Annotated in this window: 22 protein-coding genes and 4 tRNA genes; 19 read left to right on the top strand and 7 right to left on the bottom strand. The window is 67.3% G+C overall.

Features of this window, described 5'->3' with window-relative positions:
- The first annotated feature begins 64 nt into the window (after nt 1-64).
- Complete coding sequence (locus tag CETAM_RS01970) at nt 65-385, top strand: DUF4229 domain-containing protein (protein ID WP_156229328.1); 321 nt, start codon at nt 65-67, stop codon at nt 383-385.
- Here CETAM_RS01970 and CETAM_RS01975 read toward each other — a convergent pair.
- Both CETAM_RS01975 and CETAM_RS01980 read right to left on the bottom strand, forming a co-directional pair.
- Nucleotides 382-1,317, bottom strand: coding sequence for an AEC family transporter (locus tag CETAM_RS01975; protein WP_156226838.1), 936 nt, complete (start codon nt 1,315-1,317; stop codon nt 382-384). The two genes, CETAM_RS01970 and CETAM_RS01975, sit on opposite strands and share 4 nt — an antisense overlap.
- Nucleotides 1,318-2,223, bottom strand: coding sequence for a 1,4-dihydroxy-2-naphthoate polyprenyltransferase (locus tag CETAM_RS01980; RefSeq protein WP_156226839.1), 906 nt, complete (start codon nt 2,221-2,223; stop codon nt 1,318-1,320).
- Nucleotides 2,224-2,375: 152 nt separating this feature from the next.
- Between CETAM_RS01980 and CETAM_RS01985 the strand changes: the two genes are divergently transcribed.
- Nucleotides 2,376-3,242, top strand: a complete 867-nt coding sequence (locus CETAM_RS01985) for a glycosyltransferase (RefSeq protein ID WP_156226840.1) — start codon at nt 2,376-2,378, stop codon at nt 3,240-3,242.
- Here CETAM_RS01985 and menE read toward each other — a convergent pair.
- From menE to CETAM_RS02005, 4 genes are all read right to left on the bottom strand, one after another.
- The gene (gene menE, locus CETAM_RS01990) at nt 3,239-4,366 is read right to left on the bottom strand and encodes an o-succinylbenzoate--CoA ligase (RefSeq protein ID WP_156226841.1); all 1,128 of its coding nucleotides are present in this window, start codon (nt 4,364-4,366) and stop codon (nt 3,239-3,241) included. The genes CETAM_RS01985 and menE overlap by 4 nt on opposite strands.
- A gap of 78 nt (nt 4,367-4,444) precedes the next feature.
- On the bottom strand, nt 4,445-4,885 hold the full coding sequence (locus tag CETAM_RS01995) for a DoxX family protein (RefSeq protein ID WP_156226842.1): 441 nt from the start codon (nt 4,883-4,885) through the stop codon (nt 4,445-4,447).
- 79 nt (nt 4,886-4,964) lie between these two features.
- On the bottom strand, nt 4,965-5,903 hold the full coding sequence (locus CETAM_RS02000; RefSeq protein ID WP_156226843.1) for a 1,4-dihydroxy-2-naphthoyl-CoA synthase: 939 nt from the start codon (nt 5,901-5,903) through the stop codon (nt 4,965-4,967).
- Between the two features lie 10 nt (nt 5,904-5,913).
- Entirely contained in the window at nt 5,914-6,222 is a 309-nt protein-coding gene (locus CETAM_RS02005; RefSeq protein ID WP_156226844.1) for a 4a-hydroxytetrahydrobiopterin dehydratase, read from the bottom strand.
- A gap of 70 nt (nt 6,223-6,292) precedes the next feature.
- On the opposite strand from CETAM_RS02005, the gene CETAM_RS02010 reads away from it, so the two are divergent.
- From CETAM_RS02010 to CETAM_RS02040, 7 genes are read left to right on the top strand one after another with little or no spacing between them, the layout of a single operon-like run.
- On the top strand, nt 6,293-6,886 hold the full coding sequence (locus CETAM_RS02010; RefSeq protein ID WP_156226845.1) for a Type 1 glutamine amidotransferase-like domain-containing protein: 594 nt from the start codon (nt 6,293-6,295) through the stop codon (nt 6,884-6,886).
- A 10-nt stretch (nt 6,887-6,896) separates the two neighbouring features.
- On the top strand, nt 6,897-7,901 hold the full coding sequence (locus CETAM_RS02015) for an o-succinylbenzoate synthase (protein ID WP_156226846.1): 1,005 nt from the start codon (nt 6,897-6,899) through the stop codon (nt 7,899-7,901).
- 10 nt (nt 7,902-7,911) lie between these two features.
- Entirely contained in the window at nt 7,912-8,415 is a 504-nt protein-coding gene (locus tag CETAM_RS02020; RefSeq protein WP_156226847.1) for a hypothetical protein, read from the top strand.
- A 59-nt stretch (nt 8,416-8,474) separates the two neighbouring features.
- Nucleotides 8,475-10,091 carry a 2-succinyl-5-enolpyruvyl-6-hydroxy-3-cyclohexene-1-carboxylic-acid synthase gene (gene menD, locus CETAM_RS02025; RefSeq protein WP_156226848.1) on the top strand — a complete coding sequence of 539 codons (1,617 nt, stop codon included), beginning with the start codon at nt 8,475-8,477 and terminating at the stop codon, nt 10,089-10,091.
- Between the two features lie 38 nt (nt 10,092-10,129).
- Entirely contained in the window at nt 10,130-10,531 is a 402-nt protein-coding gene (locus CETAM_RS02030; protein ID WP_156229329.1) for a DUF3592 domain-containing protein, read from the top strand.
- A 47-nt stretch (nt 10,532-10,578) separates the two neighbouring features.
- Complete coding sequence (locus CETAM_RS02035; protein WP_156226849.1) at nt 10,579-11,778, top strand: glycosyltransferase family 4 protein; 1,200 nt, start codon at nt 10,579-10,581, stop codon at nt 11,776-11,778.
- A gap of 25 nt (nt 11,779-11,803) precedes the next feature.
- Nucleotides 11,804-12,493, top strand: a complete 690-nt coding sequence (locus tag CETAM_RS02040) for a demethylmenaquinone methyltransferase (protein WP_156226850.1) — start codon at nt 11,804-11,806, stop codon at nt 12,491-12,493.
- On the opposite strand, the gene CETAM_RS02045 is transcribed toward CETAM_RS02040, so the two are convergent.
- The gene (locus CETAM_RS02045) at nt 12,480-13,736 is read right to left on the bottom strand and encodes a geranylgeranyl reductase family protein (protein WP_156226851.1); all 1,257 of its coding nucleotides are present in this window, start codon (nt 13,734-13,736) and stop codon (nt 12,480-12,482) included. The genes CETAM_RS02040 and CETAM_RS02045 overlap by 14 nt on opposite strands.
- A 110-nt stretch (nt 13,737-13,846) precedes the next feature.
- Here CETAM_RS02045 and CETAM_RS02050 point away from each other — a divergent pair, with 110 nt between their 5' ends.
- The 10 genes from CETAM_RS02050 to CETAM_RS02095 all read left to right on the top strand — a co-directional run bounded on the left by CETAM_RS02050 (nt 13,847) and on the right by CETAM_RS02095 (nt 19,474).
- On the top strand, nt 13,847-14,863 hold the full coding sequence (locus tag CETAM_RS02050; protein ID WP_156226852.1) for a polyprenyl synthetase family protein: 1,017 nt from the start codon (nt 13,847-13,849) through the stop codon (nt 14,861-14,863).
- Nucleotides 14,864-14,935: 72 nt separating this feature from the next.
- Nucleotides 14,936-15,018: transfer RNA gene (locus CETAM_RS02055), tRNA-Tyr, on the top strand.
- Between the two features lie 269 nt (nt 15,019-15,287).
- Nucleotides 15,288-15,360 (top strand) — tRNA-Thr (locus tag CETAM_RS02060).
- 67 nt (nt 15,361-15,427) lie between these two features.
- Nucleotides 15,428-15,499, top strand: a tRNA-Met gene (locus tag CETAM_RS02065).
- 80 nt (nt 15,500-15,579) lie between these two features.
- A tRNA-Trp gene (locus CETAM_RS02070) sits at nt 15,580-15,652 on the top strand.
- 118 nt (nt 15,653-15,770) lie between these two features.
- Complete coding sequence (gene secE, locus CETAM_RS02075) at nt 15,771-16,094, top strand: preprotein translocase subunit SecE (protein ID WP_156226853.1); 324 nt, start codon at nt 15,771-15,773, stop codon at nt 16,092-16,094.
- 126 nt (nt 16,095-16,220) lie between these two features.
- Nucleotides 16,221-17,075 carry a transcription termination/antitermination protein NusG gene (gene nusG, locus CETAM_RS02080; RefSeq protein ID WP_156226854.1) on the top strand — a complete coding sequence of 285 codons (855 nt, stop codon included), beginning with the start codon at nt 16,221-16,223 and terminating at the stop codon, nt 17,073-17,075.
- A gap of 199 nt (nt 17,076-17,274) precedes the next feature.
- Entirely contained in the window at nt 17,275-17,712 is a 438-nt protein-coding gene (gene rplK, locus CETAM_RS02085; protein ID WP_156226855.1) for a 50S ribosomal protein L11, read from the top strand.
- Between the two features lie 82 nt (nt 17,713-17,794).
- Nucleotides 17,795-18,505: a 50S ribosomal protein L1 gene (rplA, locus tag CETAM_RS02090; protein ID WP_156226856.1), complete on the top strand. Its 711-nt coding sequence runs from the start codon at nt 17,795-17,797 to the stop codon at nt 18,503-18,505.
- 126 nt (nt 18,506-18,631) lie between these two features.
- Nucleotides 18,632-19,474 carry a PhzF family phenazine biosynthesis protein gene (locus CETAM_RS02095; protein WP_156226857.1) on the top strand — a complete coding sequence of 281 codons (843 nt, stop codon included), beginning with the start codon at nt 18,632-18,634 and terminating at the stop codon, nt 19,472-19,474.
- Nucleotides 19,475-19,527: the final 53 nt, after the last annotated feature.

A 19,527-nucleotide genomic window follows, 5' to 3' on the forward strand; every position in this document is an offset into this window, starting at 1 on the left:
CCTCCTTCTTCCTGTTCAGCTTACGGGCCCTAGTAGGCTGCAGTATGTGACTGCACCTGACTCGATGTCCCCGCACCCTTCCGACGCACCGCCGGAGCTTGATCCACAGGTCCGCCGCCGGGCGAACGTCTCGCTCCTGAAGTACGGAGGTGCGCGTCTCGGACTGTTCGTTGTGCTGACCGTCGTCATCCAGCTATTCGCCGTGCTCATCGACGCCCCCGTCCCCCTGGTCATGTCGGCCCTCCTCGCCCTGATCGTGGCGTTCCCGCTGTCGATGCTCGTGTTCAAGGGGATGCGCCTGGAGGCGAACCGTTCGGTGGCGGCGTGGAATGCCCAGCGCAAGGCCCGCAAGGAATGGGTCAAGCGGGAGCTGGAGAGCCGCTAACGGTCGAACAGCAGCGCGATGCCCAGCATCACCGGGAGTGCCCCGAAAGTGGTGAGGAAGACGGTGTCACGGGCGATGATCATGCCGCGCTGGTACGAGGCGGCGAAGTTGTAGACGTTCTGCGCCGCGGGTAGTGCGGCGAGGATGACGGCGGCGTAGAGCTGCTCCTCCGTGAGTCCCATCGCCAGCGCGATGAGCCACGCGATGAGAGGCATGCCCACCAGCTTCAGGGCGGTGGCGACGATCGTGCCCGGGCGGTCGGCCGGGGTCGCCAGCGGGGCGGTGTTGCGCAGTGACGCACCGAAGCTGATGAGGATCATCGGAATCGACGCACCGCCCAGGATTTCCAGCGGACGCATGACAGGGTCGGGGATCTGCAGGCCGATGACCGCCACGACCAGGCCCAGCACGGAGCCGATGACGACGGGGGAGAGCACGGCCGTGCGCACCGAATCACCGATCTGCGCGAATCGCGAGCGCTCGCTGGCGCTGTCGGCACCGAGCCCGGCCAGGATGAACGGCGTGAACACGACCATCTGCAGCACGAGCACCGGCACGACGTAGGTCGCTTCGCCGAGGACGTAGACGCTGACGGGCAGGCCGATGTTGACGGAGTTGAAGTAGCTTGCCGACGCCGCCCCCATCGTCGTCGTGGCGATGTCCTGCCGGAAGAACACGGCCGAGGCGAGGATGTAGGCGGCGGCGGTGGCGAGCGTCGCAAAGAAGATGACCACGATCACCGGCGAGAACAACGTCTGTGCATCGGACCGGGCCACCGCGGTGAACAGCAGGGCGGGGGAGGCGGCGTAGAACGCGACGCGGTTGAGCACGAGGCGTTCGCGGTCCTCCTTGATCACTCCGGTGCGCGAGAGGATCACGCCGACGGCGATGACCGCCAGGATGATGGCGAAGCCGGTGATGACTCCCTGCATCTACAGGGCCGGGGAGTTCAGGAACAGGACGATGCCGGTGATCACTGCCCACATCAGCATGGCCTGGCCGGTGGATTTGATCAGGGGGATCAGCGCGGGGCCGGTGGCTCCGCGCAGGGCCACGAGGATGCCGCTGAGCGCCAGGGGCAGCGCCAGGATGGCCAGGACGAGCGGCAGGAGCTCGGCCGCCATGATCAGCGACAGGACGAAGGGTGTGGACGCCAGGGCGGTGTAGGCGTAGCGGGTGTTGCGGTCGCCGAGGCGTACGGCGAGGGTGATTTTGCCGGCGGCGGTGTCGGAGGGGATGTCACGGAGGTTGTTGGCCAGGTTCACGGAGGCGGAGATCGCGCCGATGGCCACGGCGCAGCCCAGGCCGATCCAGCTCACTGCGCCGGCCTGGGTGAATTCGGTGCCCAGGACGGCGACGAGCCCGAAGAAGATGAACACGGCCACCTCCCCGAGCCCCCGGTAGCCGTAGGGGTTCCTGCCGCCGGTGTAGAACCAGGCGCCGGCGATCGCGATCGCGCCGACCAGGATCAGCCACCAGGCGCTGGCCAGTGACACCGCAATGCCGGCCACCGCCGCCGCACCGAAGGCGAGGAAGGCGGCGAGCTTGACGTGCGCGGGCTTCGCCAGGCGGCCACCGGTGAGGCGCGTCGGGCCGGTGCGGTCCTCGTCGGTGCCGCGGATGCCGTCGGAGTAGTCGTTGGCGTAGTTCACCCCGATGATCAGGGCCCACGCCACCACCAACGCGAGCAGCGCCCGCCACCAGGAGAAGCCGCCGGCGTAGGCGGCGGCACCGGAACCGACGATGACGGGGGCGAAGGCGTTGGGCCAGGTGTGCGGGCGTGCCGCCTGCCACCAGTCCCGAGGCGTGGCTGAGTAGGTGTGATGATCAACGGACATGGCCACTATTGTCCTCCATCGGTCGGTTCAGCGCCGGGCCGGGGCGGGAAGTCCGTCGCCTATGTCGGAGAAGTAACACTCCGGCGGGGAAAGCGCCTGGTGACAGGGTTGTCCGGCGGGAGGGGTGGAAGAAACGTAGTGTTGGACGGGTTATGTGGATCCCTTATGTGCTCGGCCAGGCGGTCAGCTTCTTCTTCACCCTCTTCCGGATGATTCCGTTGGCGTGGAACAACCGGTTCTCCCGCACGCGGTTCCCCGGGGAGGGTCCCGTGATCATCTCCCTGACCTCCCACGGGGAGAGGCTCAACCGGGTGCACTACACCCTGGAGTCGATCGTGCGCGGCCATGTGAAGGCCCCGGTGGTGCTGTGGCTGGACAAGAAGGACTATGACTCCGAGTGGCCGAAGACGTTGCGTCGTCTGGTGGGCCGGGGCCTGCAGGTCCGTTGCTCTGACGGCCTCTACGGTCCGCACACGAAGTACTGGGGCCAGTTCCGCGAGGTCGTCGGCACCGGTGTTCGGGTGGCCACCGTGGACGACGACATGATCTACCCTGAGTGGTTCCTGGAACGCCTGCTTTTCGTCGGCGATCTGCGCGACGACGCCGTCATCGCCTACCGCGCCCACCGCATCGAGCTTCGGGACGACAAGCTGCTGCCCTACGTCAAGTGGACCGCAGCCGACACCTGCCGTGCCAGCTACCTTCACTTCGCCACCGGGGTCTCGGGCGTGCTGTATCCGGCGTCGTTCATCGCCTACGTCGTGGAGCAGGGCGATGTGTTCATGGAGCTCACTCCGCGCGCCGATGACGTCTGGCTCCACGCCTGCGCGCTGCGCTCCGGCCACCCGGTCCGCCAGGTGTACGCCAGCCCCCGCAACTTCGCGGTGGTGCCGTCGACCCAGGGGGGTGCTCTGGTCATCGGCAACACCCTCATGGGCGGCAACGACGAGCAGATAGCGCGCGTGTACCACGACGAGGATGTGGCCGAGCTCGTCGCAGCCAGCCGCAGCGAGGACTAGAAGAGCTTTTCGACGCCCCGCCGGTCGACCTTCCCCGGCCCCGTGAGCGGGAGTTCGTCGAGGCGCCTGAGTTCCTTCGGCAGCTGCCACCTCGGCAGGTGGTCGAGCCCTGCGATGACCTCGCCGGGGGAGGCGGCGCCGGTGTAGGCGGCGACGATCGCCTGGCCGAGCCGCGGGTGGGGGACACCCACCACGCAGGCCCCGGTCACGCCGTCGACCGCGAGCATCGCCTGCTCGAGGATCTCGGGCTGCAGCTTCAGGCCGCCGGAATCGATGATGGCGTCGAGGCGGCCGGTGACGGTGAGTCGGCCGGCGTCGATGAGTCCGGCGTCGGAGGTGGCGAACCAGCCGGGCTGGGCGAAGGCCTCGTGGCCGGGGTGGTTGCGGTAGCCGTGGGCGATCATCGGCCCACCGAGGTGGATGCGGCCCTCCCGGAGCCGGACTTTCGCGCCGGGGATGGGGCGTCCGTCGTAGACGCAGCCGCCGGCGGTCTCCGAGGAGCCGTAGGTGGGGACCACCGTGATGCGCAGTTCTTCGGCGGACCTGGCCAGCTGCGGGTTGAGGGCGGCGCCACCGACGAGGATGGCGTCGAAGAGCTGCAGTGCCTCGATGCCCACGAGCGTGTCCATCAGCTTGGCCAGCTGCATCGGGGTGAGCGAGGTGTAGATGCTTCCGCCGGCACGGGCGAGGTTGCGGGCTGCGCGGGCGAAGTCGCTGGTCCGGAAGCCCTGCGAGAGGTCCAGGAAGTGCGGATCGATGCCGGCGATCAGCGAGCGGACGAGCACCTGCAGGCCGGCGATGTGGTGTGCGGGCAGGGCCAGCAGCCACTGGCCTTCGCCGCCGAGGAACTGGTGCGTGGCGTCCGCACTGGAGACCAGGTTGGCGGCGGTGAGCTGGGCGCCCTTCGGCGTGCCGGTCGAACCGGAGGTGGCCACCACGAGGGCGATGTCCTCGTCGATGGGTCGCCCGGCGCGCTGGGAGGTGATCAGGAGCGTGGTGCGTGCGCTGTCCTGCGCGGGGACCGGGAGCAGGGTGCGCTGCCCGGCGATGGCGGCCTCGAGGTCGGCCAGGATCGTGGTGGGGTCGTGGGCGTCGACGGCCAACGGCTCGAGGTTGTGGCTCATGAGTGCTGATCGTAGCGCCCGGTGCACGTGAAAGCGGCGCCACCTCCCTGGGGAGGTGGCGCCGCTGATGAAGAGGGTCTAGGCGTTCTGGAGCTGCTTCTCGGCCGGAGCGTCCTGGCGACGCTGGGGCAGGAAGGCGTCGACGCTGTATCGTCCGGCGCCGAGGCCTGCCAGCAGGAGGGTACCTGCGCCGATGGCGCCGACGAGCTCCCAGCCGCCGTTGGCGACGAAGATGCCCTGGGCGATGTGGGCGAAGACCGCGGCACCGAGCATCAGGAGGGTGAGCACGATGCCGGTGATGCGGGTGAAGGCGCCGATGATGATCAGAATGCCGCCGATGATCTCCACGAGGGCGACGGCCGGGGCTGCGGCAGCGGCGGCGGGGATGCCGAGGCTGTCGAAGAAGCCGGTGACGCCTTCCAGGCCGGTGATCTGGAACTTGTCCCAGCCGTGGGCGATGAGGATGACGCCCAGGACGAGGCGGGAGATGAGCTGCGCGACGTTTGCGTATGTTGTCATGTCAGCGAAGAGTAGGGGCACATTGATGACATGTCAACACGGGGTGGCGGAGGTCACAGGGGAAGGGCGGCCGGGCGCGTCAGTAGTAGTAGGGGAAATCCGACCAGTCCGGATCCCGCTTCTCCAGGAAAGCCTCCTTGCCCTCCACCGCCTCGTCGGTCATGTAGGCCAGGCGGGTGGCCTCACCCGCGAAGACCTGCTGGCCCATGAGGCCGTCATCGAGCAGGTTGAACGCGAACTTGAGCATGCGCTGAGCGGTGGGGGACTTGCCGTTGATCTCGCGGGCGGCCTGGATGGCCTCCTCCTCCAGATCGGCGTGGTCCGCGACGATGTTGACCGCGCCCATCCGCTGCATGTCCTCCGCGGAATACGTCCGTCCCAGGTGGAAGATCTCGCGGGCGAACTTCTGGCCCACCTGCTTGGCCAGGTAGGCGGAGCCGTAACCGGCGTCGAAGGAGCCGACGTCGGCGTCCGTCTGCTTGAAACGGGCCTCCTGGCGCGAGGCGATCGTCAGGTCGCACACCACGTGCAGCGAGTGTCCGCCGCCGGCCGCCCAGCCGTTGACCACGGCGATCACCACCTTCGGCATCGTCCGGATCAGGCGCTGAACCTCGAGGATGTGCAGGCGGCCACCCTCCACCTTCGTGCGGGCCTCGTCCACGGTGTCCTCGGTCTCGCCCTCGGCGTAGCGGTAGCCGGAACGGCCCCGGATGCGCTGATCCCCGCCGGAACAGAACGCCCAGCCGCCGTCCTTCCCGCTCGGCCCGTTGCCCGTGATCAGCACCACGCCCACATCCGGGGTGCGGCGCGCGTGGTCGACCGCGCGGTAGAGCTCATCGACGGTATGTGGGCGGAACGCGTTGCGCACCTCCGGACGGTCGAACGCGATGCGGACCGTGCCGTCACGGCGATCGGTGCCCACGTGGCGGTGGTAGGTGATGTCGGTGAGGTCCTCGAAGCCCTCGACCGTCCGCCACTGGGTGGGGTCGAAGGGGGTGTCGGTGCTGTAGTTGCTCATGCCGTTCAGCTTAGGCGGGCGTCACCCCCAGACCTTCGGCATGCCCGCTGATGATGCGGGCCAGGTCGATGTCACGACTGGTGAGCCCACCGACGTCGTGACTGGACAGGGTGACGGACACGCTGGGGTAGGTGAGCGTGATGTCCGGATGATGGTTCGCGGCGTCCGCCGATTCACCGATGAGGGTGACCAGGCGCAGCCCGGTGGTGAAATCCCCGGTGCTGTACTCCACCTGGATGTTGTCGCCGGCATGGCGCCAACCGGTCAGTCCCGCGGCCTCGACGTCGGCGGCGGTCAGTTTCTGCTTCGGATCAGTCATGCCCCCATCCTCCATCAAATGTGACGCGCGCAACAGTCTGTGGGAAATTCGGGGTCCGTACACTTGCCTCATGAAGCTCCTGCTGACCTCATTCGGGCATGAGACCCTCCGTGACTTCGCCTCCGGCAGCGTGGCCTACATCCCGGACGCCGCCAGAACCTTCGCGGATCACCCGTACGCCCAGGTCGAACGGGGAATGCTCCGCGATGCCGGCTACACCATCATCGAACTGCCGCTGAGTTCCACTCCGCCCGCTGACGTCGAGCGCACCCTCGCCTCCGCCGACGCCGTCTACGTCGCGGGTGGCGAGACCTTCGATCTCCTGCACGTTCTGCGCTCCACCGGCGCCGATGAAGTCCTGGTCCGCCACGTCCCCGCCGGGCTGCCCTACATCGGCTGCAGCGCCGGTGCTGTCGTCGCCGGCCCGCACATCGGACCCGTGAGCCTGCTCGACTCGTCCGCGCTCGCCCCCGGGCTCAAGGACTACCGGGGCCTGGGGCTGACCGATTACGTCGTCATCCCCCACGTCGGCACCGACAACCCGCAGTTCCCCATCGACGTGTTCGCTGAGACCGTGCGGAACTACGGGTCCGACCATCGGCTCGTCCTGCTCCGCGACGGTGAGGCCCTGCTCATCGACGACACCGGAACCCGCCTTATCTAAGGTGAAGCCCATGTACCCCACCATCGATGAGATTCTGGACCGCGCCCACGTCGTCGCACTGCCGATGGCGGTGAGGTTCCGGGGCGTCGATACGCGCGAGGCGCTGCTCATCGACGGCCCCGCCGGGTGGGGGGAATTCTCCCCCTTCCTGGAGTACGACGCACAGGAATCCGCCGCCTGGCTCCGCTCCGGTCTGGAGGCCGCCTTCGTCGGCTTCCCAGCTTCCCGACGCCCCTTCATCGAGGTCAACGCCACCGTCCCCGCTGTCCCCGCCGCCCAGGTGGCTGAGGTCCTGGCCCGCTACCCCGGGTGCCGCGTGGTGAAGGTGAAGGTTGCGGAGAAGGGGCAGACCCTGGCGGACGACGTCGCCCGCGTGCAGGCCGTCCGGGACGCCATCCCGGGCGCCGTGATCCGGGTCGACGCAAACCAGGGTTGGACCGTCCCGGAGGCACTCGACGCCGCCCGCGCCCTGGGCCCGCTGGACTACATGGAGCAGCCCTGCCATTCGGTGGAGGAGCTCGCCGAACTGCGCAGTCAGTTCATGCGCTCCGGCATGTTCATCCGCGTCGCCGCCGACGAATCCATCCGGCGCAGCGACGACCCCTACCGCGTCGCCGACCTCAGGGCCGCCGACGTCGCCGTGGTCAAGGTCGCCCCGCTGGGAGGCGTGCAGCGAGTCCTTGACCTGGCCGCAGACCTGCGGGCCCGCCACATGGACGTCACCGTCGCCTCCGCCCTGGACACCGCCGTCGGCATGAACGCCGGCCTGGCAGCCGTCGCCGCACTGCCCACGCTCACCGACGACGACGCCATGGACGTCCCACCCCCCGCCGCCGGCCTGGCCACAGGTTCCCTGTTCGTCGAGGACGTCGCGCCTCCCCGCGAGATTATCGACGGCTTCCTCTCCGTCGACCCCGTGTCGCCCGCCCCTGACCGGCTGGCAGCCCTCGCGGCACCCGCCGGGCGGCGCGACTGGTGGTTCCAGCGGGTTCGCGACGCCCACCGTTACGTGTAGTTTGGTCCGCATGAACCCGCGCAACCCCTCCGACGGCCACGACGAAACACGCTACCTCGGCCCGGTGGGTGGCCCCGGTGGTTCCGGCGGGGATCGTCCGCGGCAGTACTTCCCGGGAGAGTCGGACCCGAACTACCGGTACCAGGAGCCGCAGTACCAGCAGCCCGCGTATCAGGAGCCGTACCGCCCACCGGAGGAGAAGAAGTCCCGTGGCGCGCTGCCCATGCTGCTGGGCATTCTCTTCGGTCTGACGCTGCTTGCCGCGGTGGCCTTCTTCTTCCTCTGGCGGAACGCCGCCGCCGAGGCTGACCGGGAGCCGCCGGCACCCGTCACCGTCACGTCCACGGTGTCCCAGACCCTCACCGAAACCGTCACCCGCGAGGCCCCGCGCCTGCCCACGGAGATCCCCACCGAAATCCCGAGCGACATCCTGCCCTCCGGTGTCCCCGGGATTGATCTCGACGGTCTTCTCGAGCGCTTCACCGGCGGCGGTGAACCCACGCCCGCCCAGTAGGGTGCCTCCGAGTTAGCGGAGTTCCCTGCCCCCCGGACCCGGCAACTAGACTCGGGCCCATGCAACCCGAGTCGATCAACCTGGCGCAGTCCGTCGTCGAGCAGCTTTCCCGCCATGTCAGCGACGTGGTGATCTGTCCCGGTTCACGCAATTCCCCGCTCTCGCTGGCGCTTCTCGCGCGCAAGGACATCAAGGTCCATGTCCGTCTGGATGAGCGCAGCGCCGCTTTCCTGGCACTCGGCCTGGCGCGGGTGCAGAAGCGGCACGTGGCCGTGGTGATGACCTCGGGTACGGCGGTGGCGAACTGCCTGCCGGCGATGGTGGAGGCGCACTACTCCCACGTGCCGTTGGCTGTGGTCAGCGCGGATCGGCCCCGCAGGTTGCAGGGCACGGGTGCGAGCCAGACGATTGACCAGGTCGGGATCTTCGGCAGGTATGCCGGCACCACCGAGATCCGGGAACATGGGGACGTCCCGTTCCTGGCGGAGGCATTCACCACCCGGAACCAGGTGCACATCAATGTCGAGCTGGACGATCCGCTGGTCAGCGATGAGCTGCCGGGAGAGCCGACGAGCCGTACCCTCCATCGCGCGCCCACGCCGCGGCCGAAGAACCATGGCGAGGTGGCGGTCGATCTGACCCGGAACACCCTGGTCATCGCCGGTGACGAGGCGTGGGCCGTCGACGGGCTGGAGGACGTCCCGACCATCGCAGAGCCGACGGCGCCCGCCCCGTACCATCCGGTGCACCCGCTGGCGGCCAAGGTCTTCAGGCGTCAGCAGGTCAGTGCGAACGACTACGTGGTGGAGACGAAGCCGGAGCAGGTCATCGTGGTGGGGCACCCGACGCTGCACCGTGACGTGATCGCTCTGCTCGATGATCCCGAGATTGACCTGATCACGTTGTCGCGTTCGGAGGATTTCACTGGTCCGCGCCGGGATTCGACCCGCGGCACGACGGTGAAGGCCACCGGTGAGCCGACCGCGCAGTGGTTGAAGATCTGCTCGGCGGCCTCGGAGCTCGCCGCCGACGCAGTGCGTCTGACTCTCGTTGATCCCGCCCACGGCTTCACCGGCCTGCATGTCGCGGCAGCCGTCTCCGACACGTTGGGCACGGGGGACTCCCTCGTGCTGGGTGCGTCCAACCCGGTGCGGGACGCCAGCTTCGTCGGGTTGCCCTATGACGGAGTGGACACGTATTCGCCGCGCGGTGCCGCGGGTATCGACGGCACCGTGTCCCAGGCCGTCGGCGTGGCACTGGCGGTGCAGGCCGCGCACCCGGAAGAGCCCCGGGCCCCGCGCACGGTGGCATTGATGGGGGACGTCACCTTCCTGCATGACGTGGGGGGCCTGTTCATCAGTCCCGGGGACGCGCATCCGGAGAACCTGACGATCGTCGTCGCCAACGATGACGGCGGTGGGATCTTCGAGACACTCGAGATCGGAGCGGAACCACTGCGGAGCAGTTTCGAGCGGGTCTTCGGGACGCCGCACGGGGCGTCGATAAGCAACCTCTGTGCGGGCTACGGCGTCCATCACCGGGAGGTGGGGACGCTGCAGGAACTTATCGACGCCCTCACCGAACCGTCCGAGGGACTGACAGTCGTCGAGGCCCGCACGACGCGCACCACCCGTCGAGAGCTGCACGAGGCACTGCGGGAGAGGGTCGGCTGGTGACGGAACGCTTCGGACGGCGGGGGCGGCAGCTGGTGCTGATGTTCTACGCCGTGGCCATGCTCGGCAGCGTGGCCATGGTCGTCGGGCCCGCGCTCAACGACCGGAGCATCAACGCCGAGCCCGGCCGGGCGCTGGCGACGGTGACGGGTACGGACTGGCTGCGCACCACGGTGGAGTACCGCGACGAAGACGGGATCTACCACTCCCCGCCGACGGGACTGCTGTATCCGACGGGGCTGGGGGAGGGGCAGCGGGTATGGGTGGCGTACGCGAAATCGGACCCCGATCTGGTGAAGGTGGAGGGTCGGCAATGGACCCTGGCCATCATCCCGGCCCTGAGTGTTGCGTTCCTGGCCACGGTTCTCGCGGCGCTATTGTGGTGGGCGGTGGATCACTCCACCCGGCGGGCGACGCGTTCACCGAAAGTTCGCCCGGAGTAAAGCTGGATATCAAGGCGATGTCGCCTGGACGGGAGAGGATGTCACGCATGCGTGTAGCCATCGTCGCGGAGTCCTTCCTTCCCAATGTCAACGGTGTGACGAACTCGGTTCTCCGGGTTCTCGAACATCTGCACCGGGAGGGGCACGAAGCATTGGTCGTCGCGCCGGGAGCGCGCGATTTCCAGGAGGAGATCAGCGAATATCTCGGCTTCGAAATCGTGCGGGTGCCCACGGTGCGTGTCCCGCTGATCGACTCGCTGCCGATCGGCGTGCCCAACGCCACCGTCACTGACGCTCTGCGTGTCTTCCGCCCGGATCTCATCCATCTGGCCAGTCCCTTCGTGCTCGGCGCGGCCGGCGCCTTCGCTGCCCGCCAGCTCCGGGTGCCGGCGGTGGCGCTGTATCAGACGGATGTGGCCGGTTTCGCCACCAAGTACAACCTCACGCCGCTGGCCAACGCCGCCTGGGACTGGACGCGCCACATCCACAACATGTGCCAGCTGACCCTGGCACCGTCCTCCCTGACCATCGCGGATCTGGAGTCCCACGGCATCAACAACGTCCACCACTGGGGCCGCGGAGTCGACGCCGTCCGCTTCCATCCCGAGAAGCGTTCGGCGCAGCTGCGCCGCCAGTGGGATCCGACCGGCCGGAAGAAGATCGTCGGTTTCGTCGGCCGGCTGGCCGCGGAGAAGGGCGTTGCCCGCCTGGTCTCCCTGCACGGGCGTCGGGACATCCAGCTGGTCATCGTCGGCGACGGGCCCTCCCGCGGTGAGCTGCAGTCGCTGATGCCGAACGCCGTGTTCACCGGCGCGCTGGGCGGCGAGGAGCTCGCACGGGCCTACGCCTCCCTGGACCTGTTCGTCCACGCCGGCGAGTTCGAGACGTTCTGCCAGGCCATCCAGGAGGCGCAGGCCTCCGGCGTGCCCACCATCGGTCCGCGTGCCGGTGGCCCGGTGGATCTGATCCAGGACCACTACAACGGCCTGCTCCTCGATGTCGGCACCTTCTCCCGTGACCTTCCCGCCGCGGCCGAGTGGCTGCTCCACCGTGACCGCCACGAGCAGCTGCGCAGGAACGCGCGGGTCTCGGTGGGGGACAAGACCTGGGAAGCCCTGTGTGAGCAGCTGCTCGGCTACTACGGTGAGGCCATCGAAGAGACCCGTCGTGTTCCCCTGACATTCTTCGGCCCGCGCCCCGAGTTGCCGCTGTGGGCCGCCAAGGCGCTGGGTGCCCGCGTCGCCTGAGGCGCGCTGACCTAGACTCGGGATCGTGGCTAAGGCAGACCTGGACAAGAAACCCTTCGACGTTGCGTCAATGTTCGACGACGTCGGGGCGAAGTACGACCTGACCAACACGATCCTGTCCTTCGGGCAGGACGCCCGGTGGCGTCGACGTACCCGCGAGCGGCTCAACCTGAAACCGGGGGAGAAGGTCCTGGACCTGGCGGCCGGCACCGCCGTCTCCACGGTGGAGCTGGCGAAATCGGGCGCCTGGTGCGTGGCGTGCGACTTCTCCCAGGGCATGCTCGCGGCGGGCAGGGGCCGCGATGTGCCGAAAGTCGTCGGCGACGGTATGCAGCTGCCTTTCGCGGACAACTCCTTCGACGCGGTGACCATCTCCTACGGACTGCGCAACATCCATGACCACGAGGCCGGGCTGCGGGAGCTGGCCCGGGTGACCAGGCCGGGTGGCCGCCTGACTGTCGCGGAGTTCTCGACCCCGGTGGTGCCGGTTTTCGGCACGGCCTACAAGGAGTACCTCATGCGTCTGTTGCCGCAGGTGGCGCGCCTGGTCTCATCCAACCCGGACGCCTACATCTACCTCGCGGAGTCGATCCGCGCCTGGCCGGACCAGGAGGGCCTGGCACAGGTGATCAACGCCAACGGGTGGGAGAACGCCGGCTGGCAGAACCTCTCCCTCGGGATCGTGGCCCTGCACTCGGCGGTCAAGCCGTTGTAGACCACAGGGGGGTGTCGCGGCGCACCCGGGACACCGCGGAGCCGGCGAGCCGCCAGGCACGTGCGATGAGGTCGCGGTCCTCGTCGGCGATGAGGTTGCCCATCAGTCGCGCGGCGGCCGGCATGATCCCGGCGCCGACGGGGCCCCGCAGGCCGAGGGGACCCACGAAAGGCAGGAACTGCGGGTAGGTGAGCAGCCGGGCCGCGGTGCGCGCCAGGAGAAACGCCTCGCCGTAGGTCTCGCGCAGTACGTGCGGCCACACCAGTGTGAGGTCGCGCCCCGGCCGCAGCAGGTTCACGGCCATCTCGGCGGACTCCAGCCCGTAGTCGATGCCCTCGCCGTTGAGCGGGTTGACCAGGGCCGCGGCATCGCCGATGAGCAGCCAGTTGGCGCCCGCCACATCGGAGACCGCGCCACCCATCGGCAGAAGTGCGGAGGCGACGTCCTGCTCCGGGCCGAGCCGCCATTCCCCGCGACGCTGCGCCGCATAATGCGTGAGCAGCTTCTTCGTGTTCACCTTCGCGGGGCGGGCATCTGTGGACAGTGCGCCGGCGCCGAGGTTCACCCGACCATCGCCGAGCGGGAAGATCCAACCGTAGCCGGGCTGGACGGTGCCGTCGGCGTCGCGGAGCTCCACGTGCGAATGGATCCACGGCTCATCCGACATCGGTGACGTGCAGTAGGACCGTGCCGCGATGCCGTACACCTCGCCACGGTGCCACTGCCTGCCCAGCAGCTTGCCGAAGGTCGAGCGCACCCCGTCCGCCACGAGCAGCCAGCGGGGGCGAATCTGCTTCTCGACGCCCCCGTGCCTCACCGTGACCACATCCACCCGCCGTCCCGCGAACTCCACGCCGGTGGCCGTCGCCCCCTCCCACAGGGTCGCGCCCCGCTCGACGGCGGTGTTCACCAGCAGGTGGTCGAACGTCGTGCGCGGCATCGCCGAGCCGAGCGTGCCGTAGGTCCCCTCCGGCCAGGGCGCCGTGACGGAGCCGCCGAAGCCGTGCAGCTTGAGGCCCTTGTTGTGGTAGTCGGCCGTCACCGCCTCCGCCAGGCCGAGACGTCCCAGCTGATGGATGGCGCGGGGGGTGAGACCATCGCCGCAGGTCTTGTCGCGGGGGAAAGTCGCGGCGTCGAGAAGCAGGACCTCGAGCCCTGCCTCGGCTGCGTGGATCGCGGCGGCGGAACCTGCGGGCCCTGCACCGACAATCAGGACATCGACAAGACCGGCATTTCCACTCATGCGACCTATTGTGGCATCCCACGCCACCCCTTAGTACGGGGTGGGGTCACTTTGGACTACGGTTGAGTGCGATCATCCTCACCGTCAGACCGCTGCAAGGACACCTCGACATGACCAACGGCACTACCTATCAGACCACCCCCGCCGGGAACGTGGATCTGGGAGACGCCGAGCTCAATGAGCGCATCGCGACCGGAATGGCCGAGGTTGAGGTCATGCTGCGCGAGGAACTGGCGAAAGGCGAGGATTTCCTCGTCGACAAGGTCACCCACCTGCTCGAGGCCGGTGGCAAACGCTTCCGTCCGATGATGACGCTCCTCGCCTCCCAGTACGGCCCCGAAGCAGGCTCCCCGAACGTAGTCAAGGCCGCCGCGGTCCTGGAGACGGTTCATCTGGCCACCCTGTACCACGACGACGTCATGGACGAGGCCGATCTGCGGCGCGGGGTGGAGTCCGCCAACGCCCGGTGGGACAACGCCGTCGCGATCCTCGCCGGTGACATCCTCTTCGCCCACGCCTCCCGGCTGATGAGCGAACTGGACACCCACACCGTCGGCCATTTCGCCGCGACCTTCCAGGGCCTGGTCACCGGCCAGATGCGCGAAACCATCGGCGCGGAGGGGCGGGACCCCGTCGAGCACTACATGGACGTCATCCACGAGAAGACGGGTGTGCTCATCTCCTCCGCCGGCTACCTCGGCGCGTACCATTCCCGTGCCAGTGATGCGCACATCGACGCCCTGTCGCGCATCGGTGCCGCCATCGGCATGATCTTCCAGATCGTCGACGACATCATCGACATCTTCTCCGCGCACGAAGAATCCGGCAAGACCCCCGGCACCGATCTGCGCGAAGGCGTGTTCACCCTCCCCGTTCTCTACGCCCTCGAGGAGGACAGCGAGGTCGGCGAAGAGCTCAGGGGACTGCTCACGGGCCCGCTTTCCGACGACGCCGAGGTCGAACGCGCCCTCACCCTCCTCGGGCGCTCCAACGGCCGCCAGCGCGCGCTGGACGACGTCCGCCGCTACCTCGCCGAAGCCGAGGCCCAGATGGATCGCCTCCCGGAGTCCGCCGCCACCAACGCGTTGCGCATGCTGGCCAACTACACCATCCAGCGCGTCGGATAGCCCCGCTGACCTGCCGATTTGCAGAGCGTCGGGTACATCGTAGTAGAGTATGTCACGCACCATGTGGTGCACGCCAGGTTGCCCGAGCGGCCAATGGGAGCGGACTGTAAATCCGCCGGCTTACGCCTACACAAGTTCGAATCTTGTACCTGGCACAACTTCAGACCCACCCGAACAATTCGTTCGGGTGGGTTTTGTCGTTCTCTGGGTTACCCCGGGTCCCGGCGCCTGCCGTCGGCCGGCCCCGGTCCCCTCCGGAAGGTGCCGGAAGGGGTTCCGGACAGCAGGTTCCGGCGGCCTGTTGAGGGGCACGAAAATGCGCTTTGAAGTGGCGATTTGTGTATCTCCAACGTGTCAGGTTAATCTGTTCAAGGCTTCAACGGAGCGGGCAAAAGAAATAGCGCCTGCATCCTTCGGAAGCTAAGCCCCCTTAGCTCAGTCGGTAGAGTGTCTCCATGGTAAGGAGAAGGTCATCAGTTCGATTCTGATAGGGGGCTCTGTTTCTTTTCTCCCTCGGTCACAGGTTAACCGTCGGTGGCTGGAGGAAGTGTGAAACGGCCACCAGGCGGTGTAGCTCAGTGGTAGAGCAAGCGACTCATAATCGCTGTGTCGCGGGTTCAATTCCCGCCATCGCTACCGGTTTGCCGGCCAGCAGGTAGTTTCTCAAGGAATTGACCATCTGGTAAGGTGAATCGTGCTGTTCAGGCAGCGCACCAAGGGGCGTAGTTCAATTGGTAGAGCAACGGTCTCCAAAACCGTAGGTTGCAGGTTCGAGTCCTGTCGCCCCTGCCGATACGGGCCGGTCGCTGAGGGTTTCCCTCAGTGCCGGCCCGTTCTGCTTTCCGGAACGGGGCTCTGGTAGGCTCGACGGAGTTCTGAACACGAGACATCTTTTGCGAGGAGTGCTGTGACCGATCAACAGCCCAGCCAGCCCGGTGCGGCCCGCCCGACCGGCAAGCGTCAGATGACGGGCGTCGGCACCACCACTGCCTCGTCGTACGAGGCGAAGCGTGTGGTCAAGGCTGATCCGGAGGATGAGAAGCCGGGTGGCGGCGCCACCAGCTTCCTGCCGGAGGTCGTCTCGGAGATGCGGAAGGTCATCTGGCCGACCGCTCGTCAGATGGTTGTGTACACCCTCGTGGTGTTCACGTTCCTCATCGTGGTGACTGCGCTGGTGTCAAGCGTGGACTTCGTGGCGGGCCTCGGAGTTGAGAAGATCCTCTCTCCTTAGGTACAGTCTTCACCATCAGTTTTCATCCCGTCGAGCCCCCCAGGGTCGGCGGGATTATTCATTGGCCGCGGCCGCTAAACTGGCTTGAACCGGCCTTTCCGAATTGCCCTACACACCTGGAGCATCATGAGCGAAGAATTCGCATCCGAGAACATTCCCGAGACGACCGATCCCGCCGAGCTGCTCGGCGACGCCCCCGCCGACTCCGACGAGACCGTCGCCGCTGAGTCTGATCTCACCACGACCGGGCTGGAGGCTGAGCCGGAGCAGACCGAGGAGGATTCCCTGGCTGCCGCCGCGGCGGCACTGGGCGACACCACTGAGGAGGATGTGGAGGCCGAGTACCGTCGTCGCCTGCGCGAGTACACCCGTGAGCTGAAGAAGCAGCCGGGAGACTGGTACATCATCCAGTGCTACTCGGGTTATGAGAACAAGGTGAAGACCAACCTCGACATGCGCGCCCAGACCCTGGAGGTCGAGGAGTACATCTACGACGTCGTCGTGCCGATCGAGCAGGTCATCGAGATCAAGGACGGCAAGCGCAAGACGGTCAAGCGCAAGCTGCTGCCGGGCTACGTGCTCGTCCGCATGGAGATGAACGACAAGGCCTGGTCCGTCGTCCGTGACACCCCGGGTGTGACGAGCTTCGTGGGCAACGAGGGCAACGCAACCATCGTGAAGCACCGCGACGTCGCGAAGTTCCTCATGCCGAAGGACGTCACCGTCGAGGGCGAGGCCGCGGCCGTCACTTCTGAGGGCGAGAAGGTCGTCGCGATGCCGGAGGGGCAGACGAAGCCGACCCTGGCGATGGACTTCCAGGTGGGCGAGGCCGTCACCATCCTCACCGGTGCGCTGGCCTCCGTGTCCGCGACGATCTCCGAGATCGATCCGGCCACCGGTAAGATCCAGGCGCTGGTCTCCATCTTCGGTCGTGAGACCCCGGTGGAGCTGACCTACGACCAGATCGAGAAGATCAACTAGCGATTTGGGCGGCGCCCTTCTCGTGCCGTAGGCTTGACCATCGCGCGCGCACGTCTTGTGCGCGACATTCAGGCATTCATCCCCGGTGGCCGGGATACGTGAAGATCCAGCGACATTCGTCCTGGTAGCGGGGCCCGGCATCCGGACGGTTGCCGTCATCATCGTGGCGGTTACCGGTAACACGGAACGAGGTAATTCGATGGCTCCCAAGAAGAAGAAGAAGGTCACTGGCCTCATCAAGCTGCAGATCGATGCTGGCGCCGCTAACCCGGCTCCGCCGGTCGGCCCGGCTCTCGGTGCCCATGGCGTCAACATCATGGAGTTCTGCAAGGCCTACAACGCAGCGACCGAGTCCCAGCGCGGCAACGTCATCCCGGTTGAGATCACCGTCTACGAGGACCGCAGCTTCGAGTTCAAGCTGAAGACCCCGCCGGCCGCCAAGCTGCTCCTGAAGGCCGCTGGCCTGCAGAAGGGCTCCGGCGTCCCGCACACCCAGAAGGTGGGCAAGGTCACCATGGCTCAGGTTCGTGAGATCGCTGAGACCAAGAAGGAAGACCTCAACGCCCGTGACATCGACGCAGCCGCCAAGATCGTCGCCGGTACCGCCCGCTCCATGGGCATCGAGGTCCAGGGTTAATCCCTCCCTCTCCCGATAACTGTGGCAGGGCCAGCTACGGCCCGCCTGACCACACCAATCCCTCCCAAGAAGGAATTGCACAATGAGCAAGAACTCCAAGGCATACAAGGCCGCCGCCGCGCTGGTCGACAAGAACCGCGACTACACGCCGATCGAGGCCGCCAAGCTGATCAAGGAGACCTCCTCCAAGAACTTCGACTCCACCGTCGACGTCGCCATCCGCCTGGGCGTTGACCCGCGCAAGGCTGATCAGCTGGTTCGTGGCACCGTCTCCCTGCCGCACGGCACCGGTAAGACCGTCCGCGTCGCCGTCTTCGCCGCCGGCGAGAAGGCCACCGAGGCTGAGGCCGCGGGCGCTGACATCGTGGGCACCGACGAGCTGATCGAGCAGATCACCGCCGGCACCATCGACTTCGACGTCGCCATCGCCACCCCGGACCAGATGGCCAAGGTCGGCCGCGTCGCCCGCGTGCTCGGCCCGCGTGGCCTGATGCCCAACCCGAAGACCGGCACCGTCACCACCGACGTCGCCAAGGCTGTCGCCGACGTCAAGGGCGGAAAGATCTCCTTCCGCGTGGACAAGGCCTCCAACCTGCACGCCGGTATCGGCAAGGCATCCTTCGACGAGAAGGCTCTGGCTGAGAACTACGGCGCACTGCTCGACGAGCTGCTCCGCATCAAGCCGTCCTCCGCCAAGGGCATCTACCTGAAGAAGATCACCCTCTCCTCCACCAACGGCCCGGGCGTCCCGGTCGACTCCTCGGTGCAGAAGAACTACGCTGCCGAGGCCTAAGCCTCAACCCCCGGCCAGCGTGAACGCGGCGTGAGACTTCAAGTCTCACGCCGCGTTTTCCTGTCCTGAGCGGCTTCCCCCTCACCGGGGGCGGGGAGGTGCTCCGGCGCTCCTATACTCGGGAGCATGAGCCGAAACCGAGACTTCGCGCAGGTCGACGTCTTCTCCGCCGAGCCCTACCGGGGAAACCCCTTGGCCGTCATCCTCGACGCACAGGGGCTTGACGAGGTGGAGATGCGCCGGATCGCCAACTGGACGAACCTCTCGGAAACCACTTTTCTCCTTCCTCCGAGCCACCCTGGGGCCGACTACCGTGTGCGCATCTTCACCCCCACCGGCGAGCTGCCCTTCGCCGGCCACCCCACCCTCGGTTCGGCGCAGGCCTGGTTGGGCAACGGTGGTGTTCCCCGGCGCGAGGGGATGCTGGTGCAGGAATGCGGGGCCGGCCTGGTGGACATCAGGCAGGCGGGGGAACAGCTCTTCTTCGCGGCACCGCCCACCATCCGTCGCGGCCCGTTGGAGGAGGAGACCCTGGATCGGATCTGTGCCGCCCTCGGCGTCCTCCGCGAGGAGGTGATCGGCCACCAGTGGGTGGACAACGGGCCCGGCTGGTGTGTGGTGCAGCTGCGCAGTGCCGCTGAGGTTCTGGCGTTGGAGCCGGATCTCCGCGTGACGGGAGAGCTGAAGTTCGGGGTGATCGGGGCCTACCCGGAGGGAGCCCCATTCGCCTTCGAGATCCGCGCCTTCGTCCCTTTCGCCGGCAGTGGTGAGGATCCGGTGACCGGCAGCCTGAACGCCTCCGTCGCCCAGTGGCTGCGCCGCGTGGGGCAGGTCGACGGCAGCTACCGGGTGTCCCAGGGGACCAGACTCGGACGCGCCGGATCAGTGTCCGTCGAATGCGCTGCGGATGGGAACGTATGGGTCGGGGGAGATGTGACCACATGCTTCCGGGGGAGTGCAATCGCCTGAGAAAGGGTGGTTGAAGTGGTGAGGGCAGCCTGTACTTCCTGGTAAGTCCGCCT

It is taken from the genome of Corynebacterium comes, from assembly GCF_009734405.1.
GTDB lineage: Bacteria > Actinomycetota > Actinomycetes > Mycobacteriales > Mycobacteriaceae > Corynebacterium > Corynebacterium comes.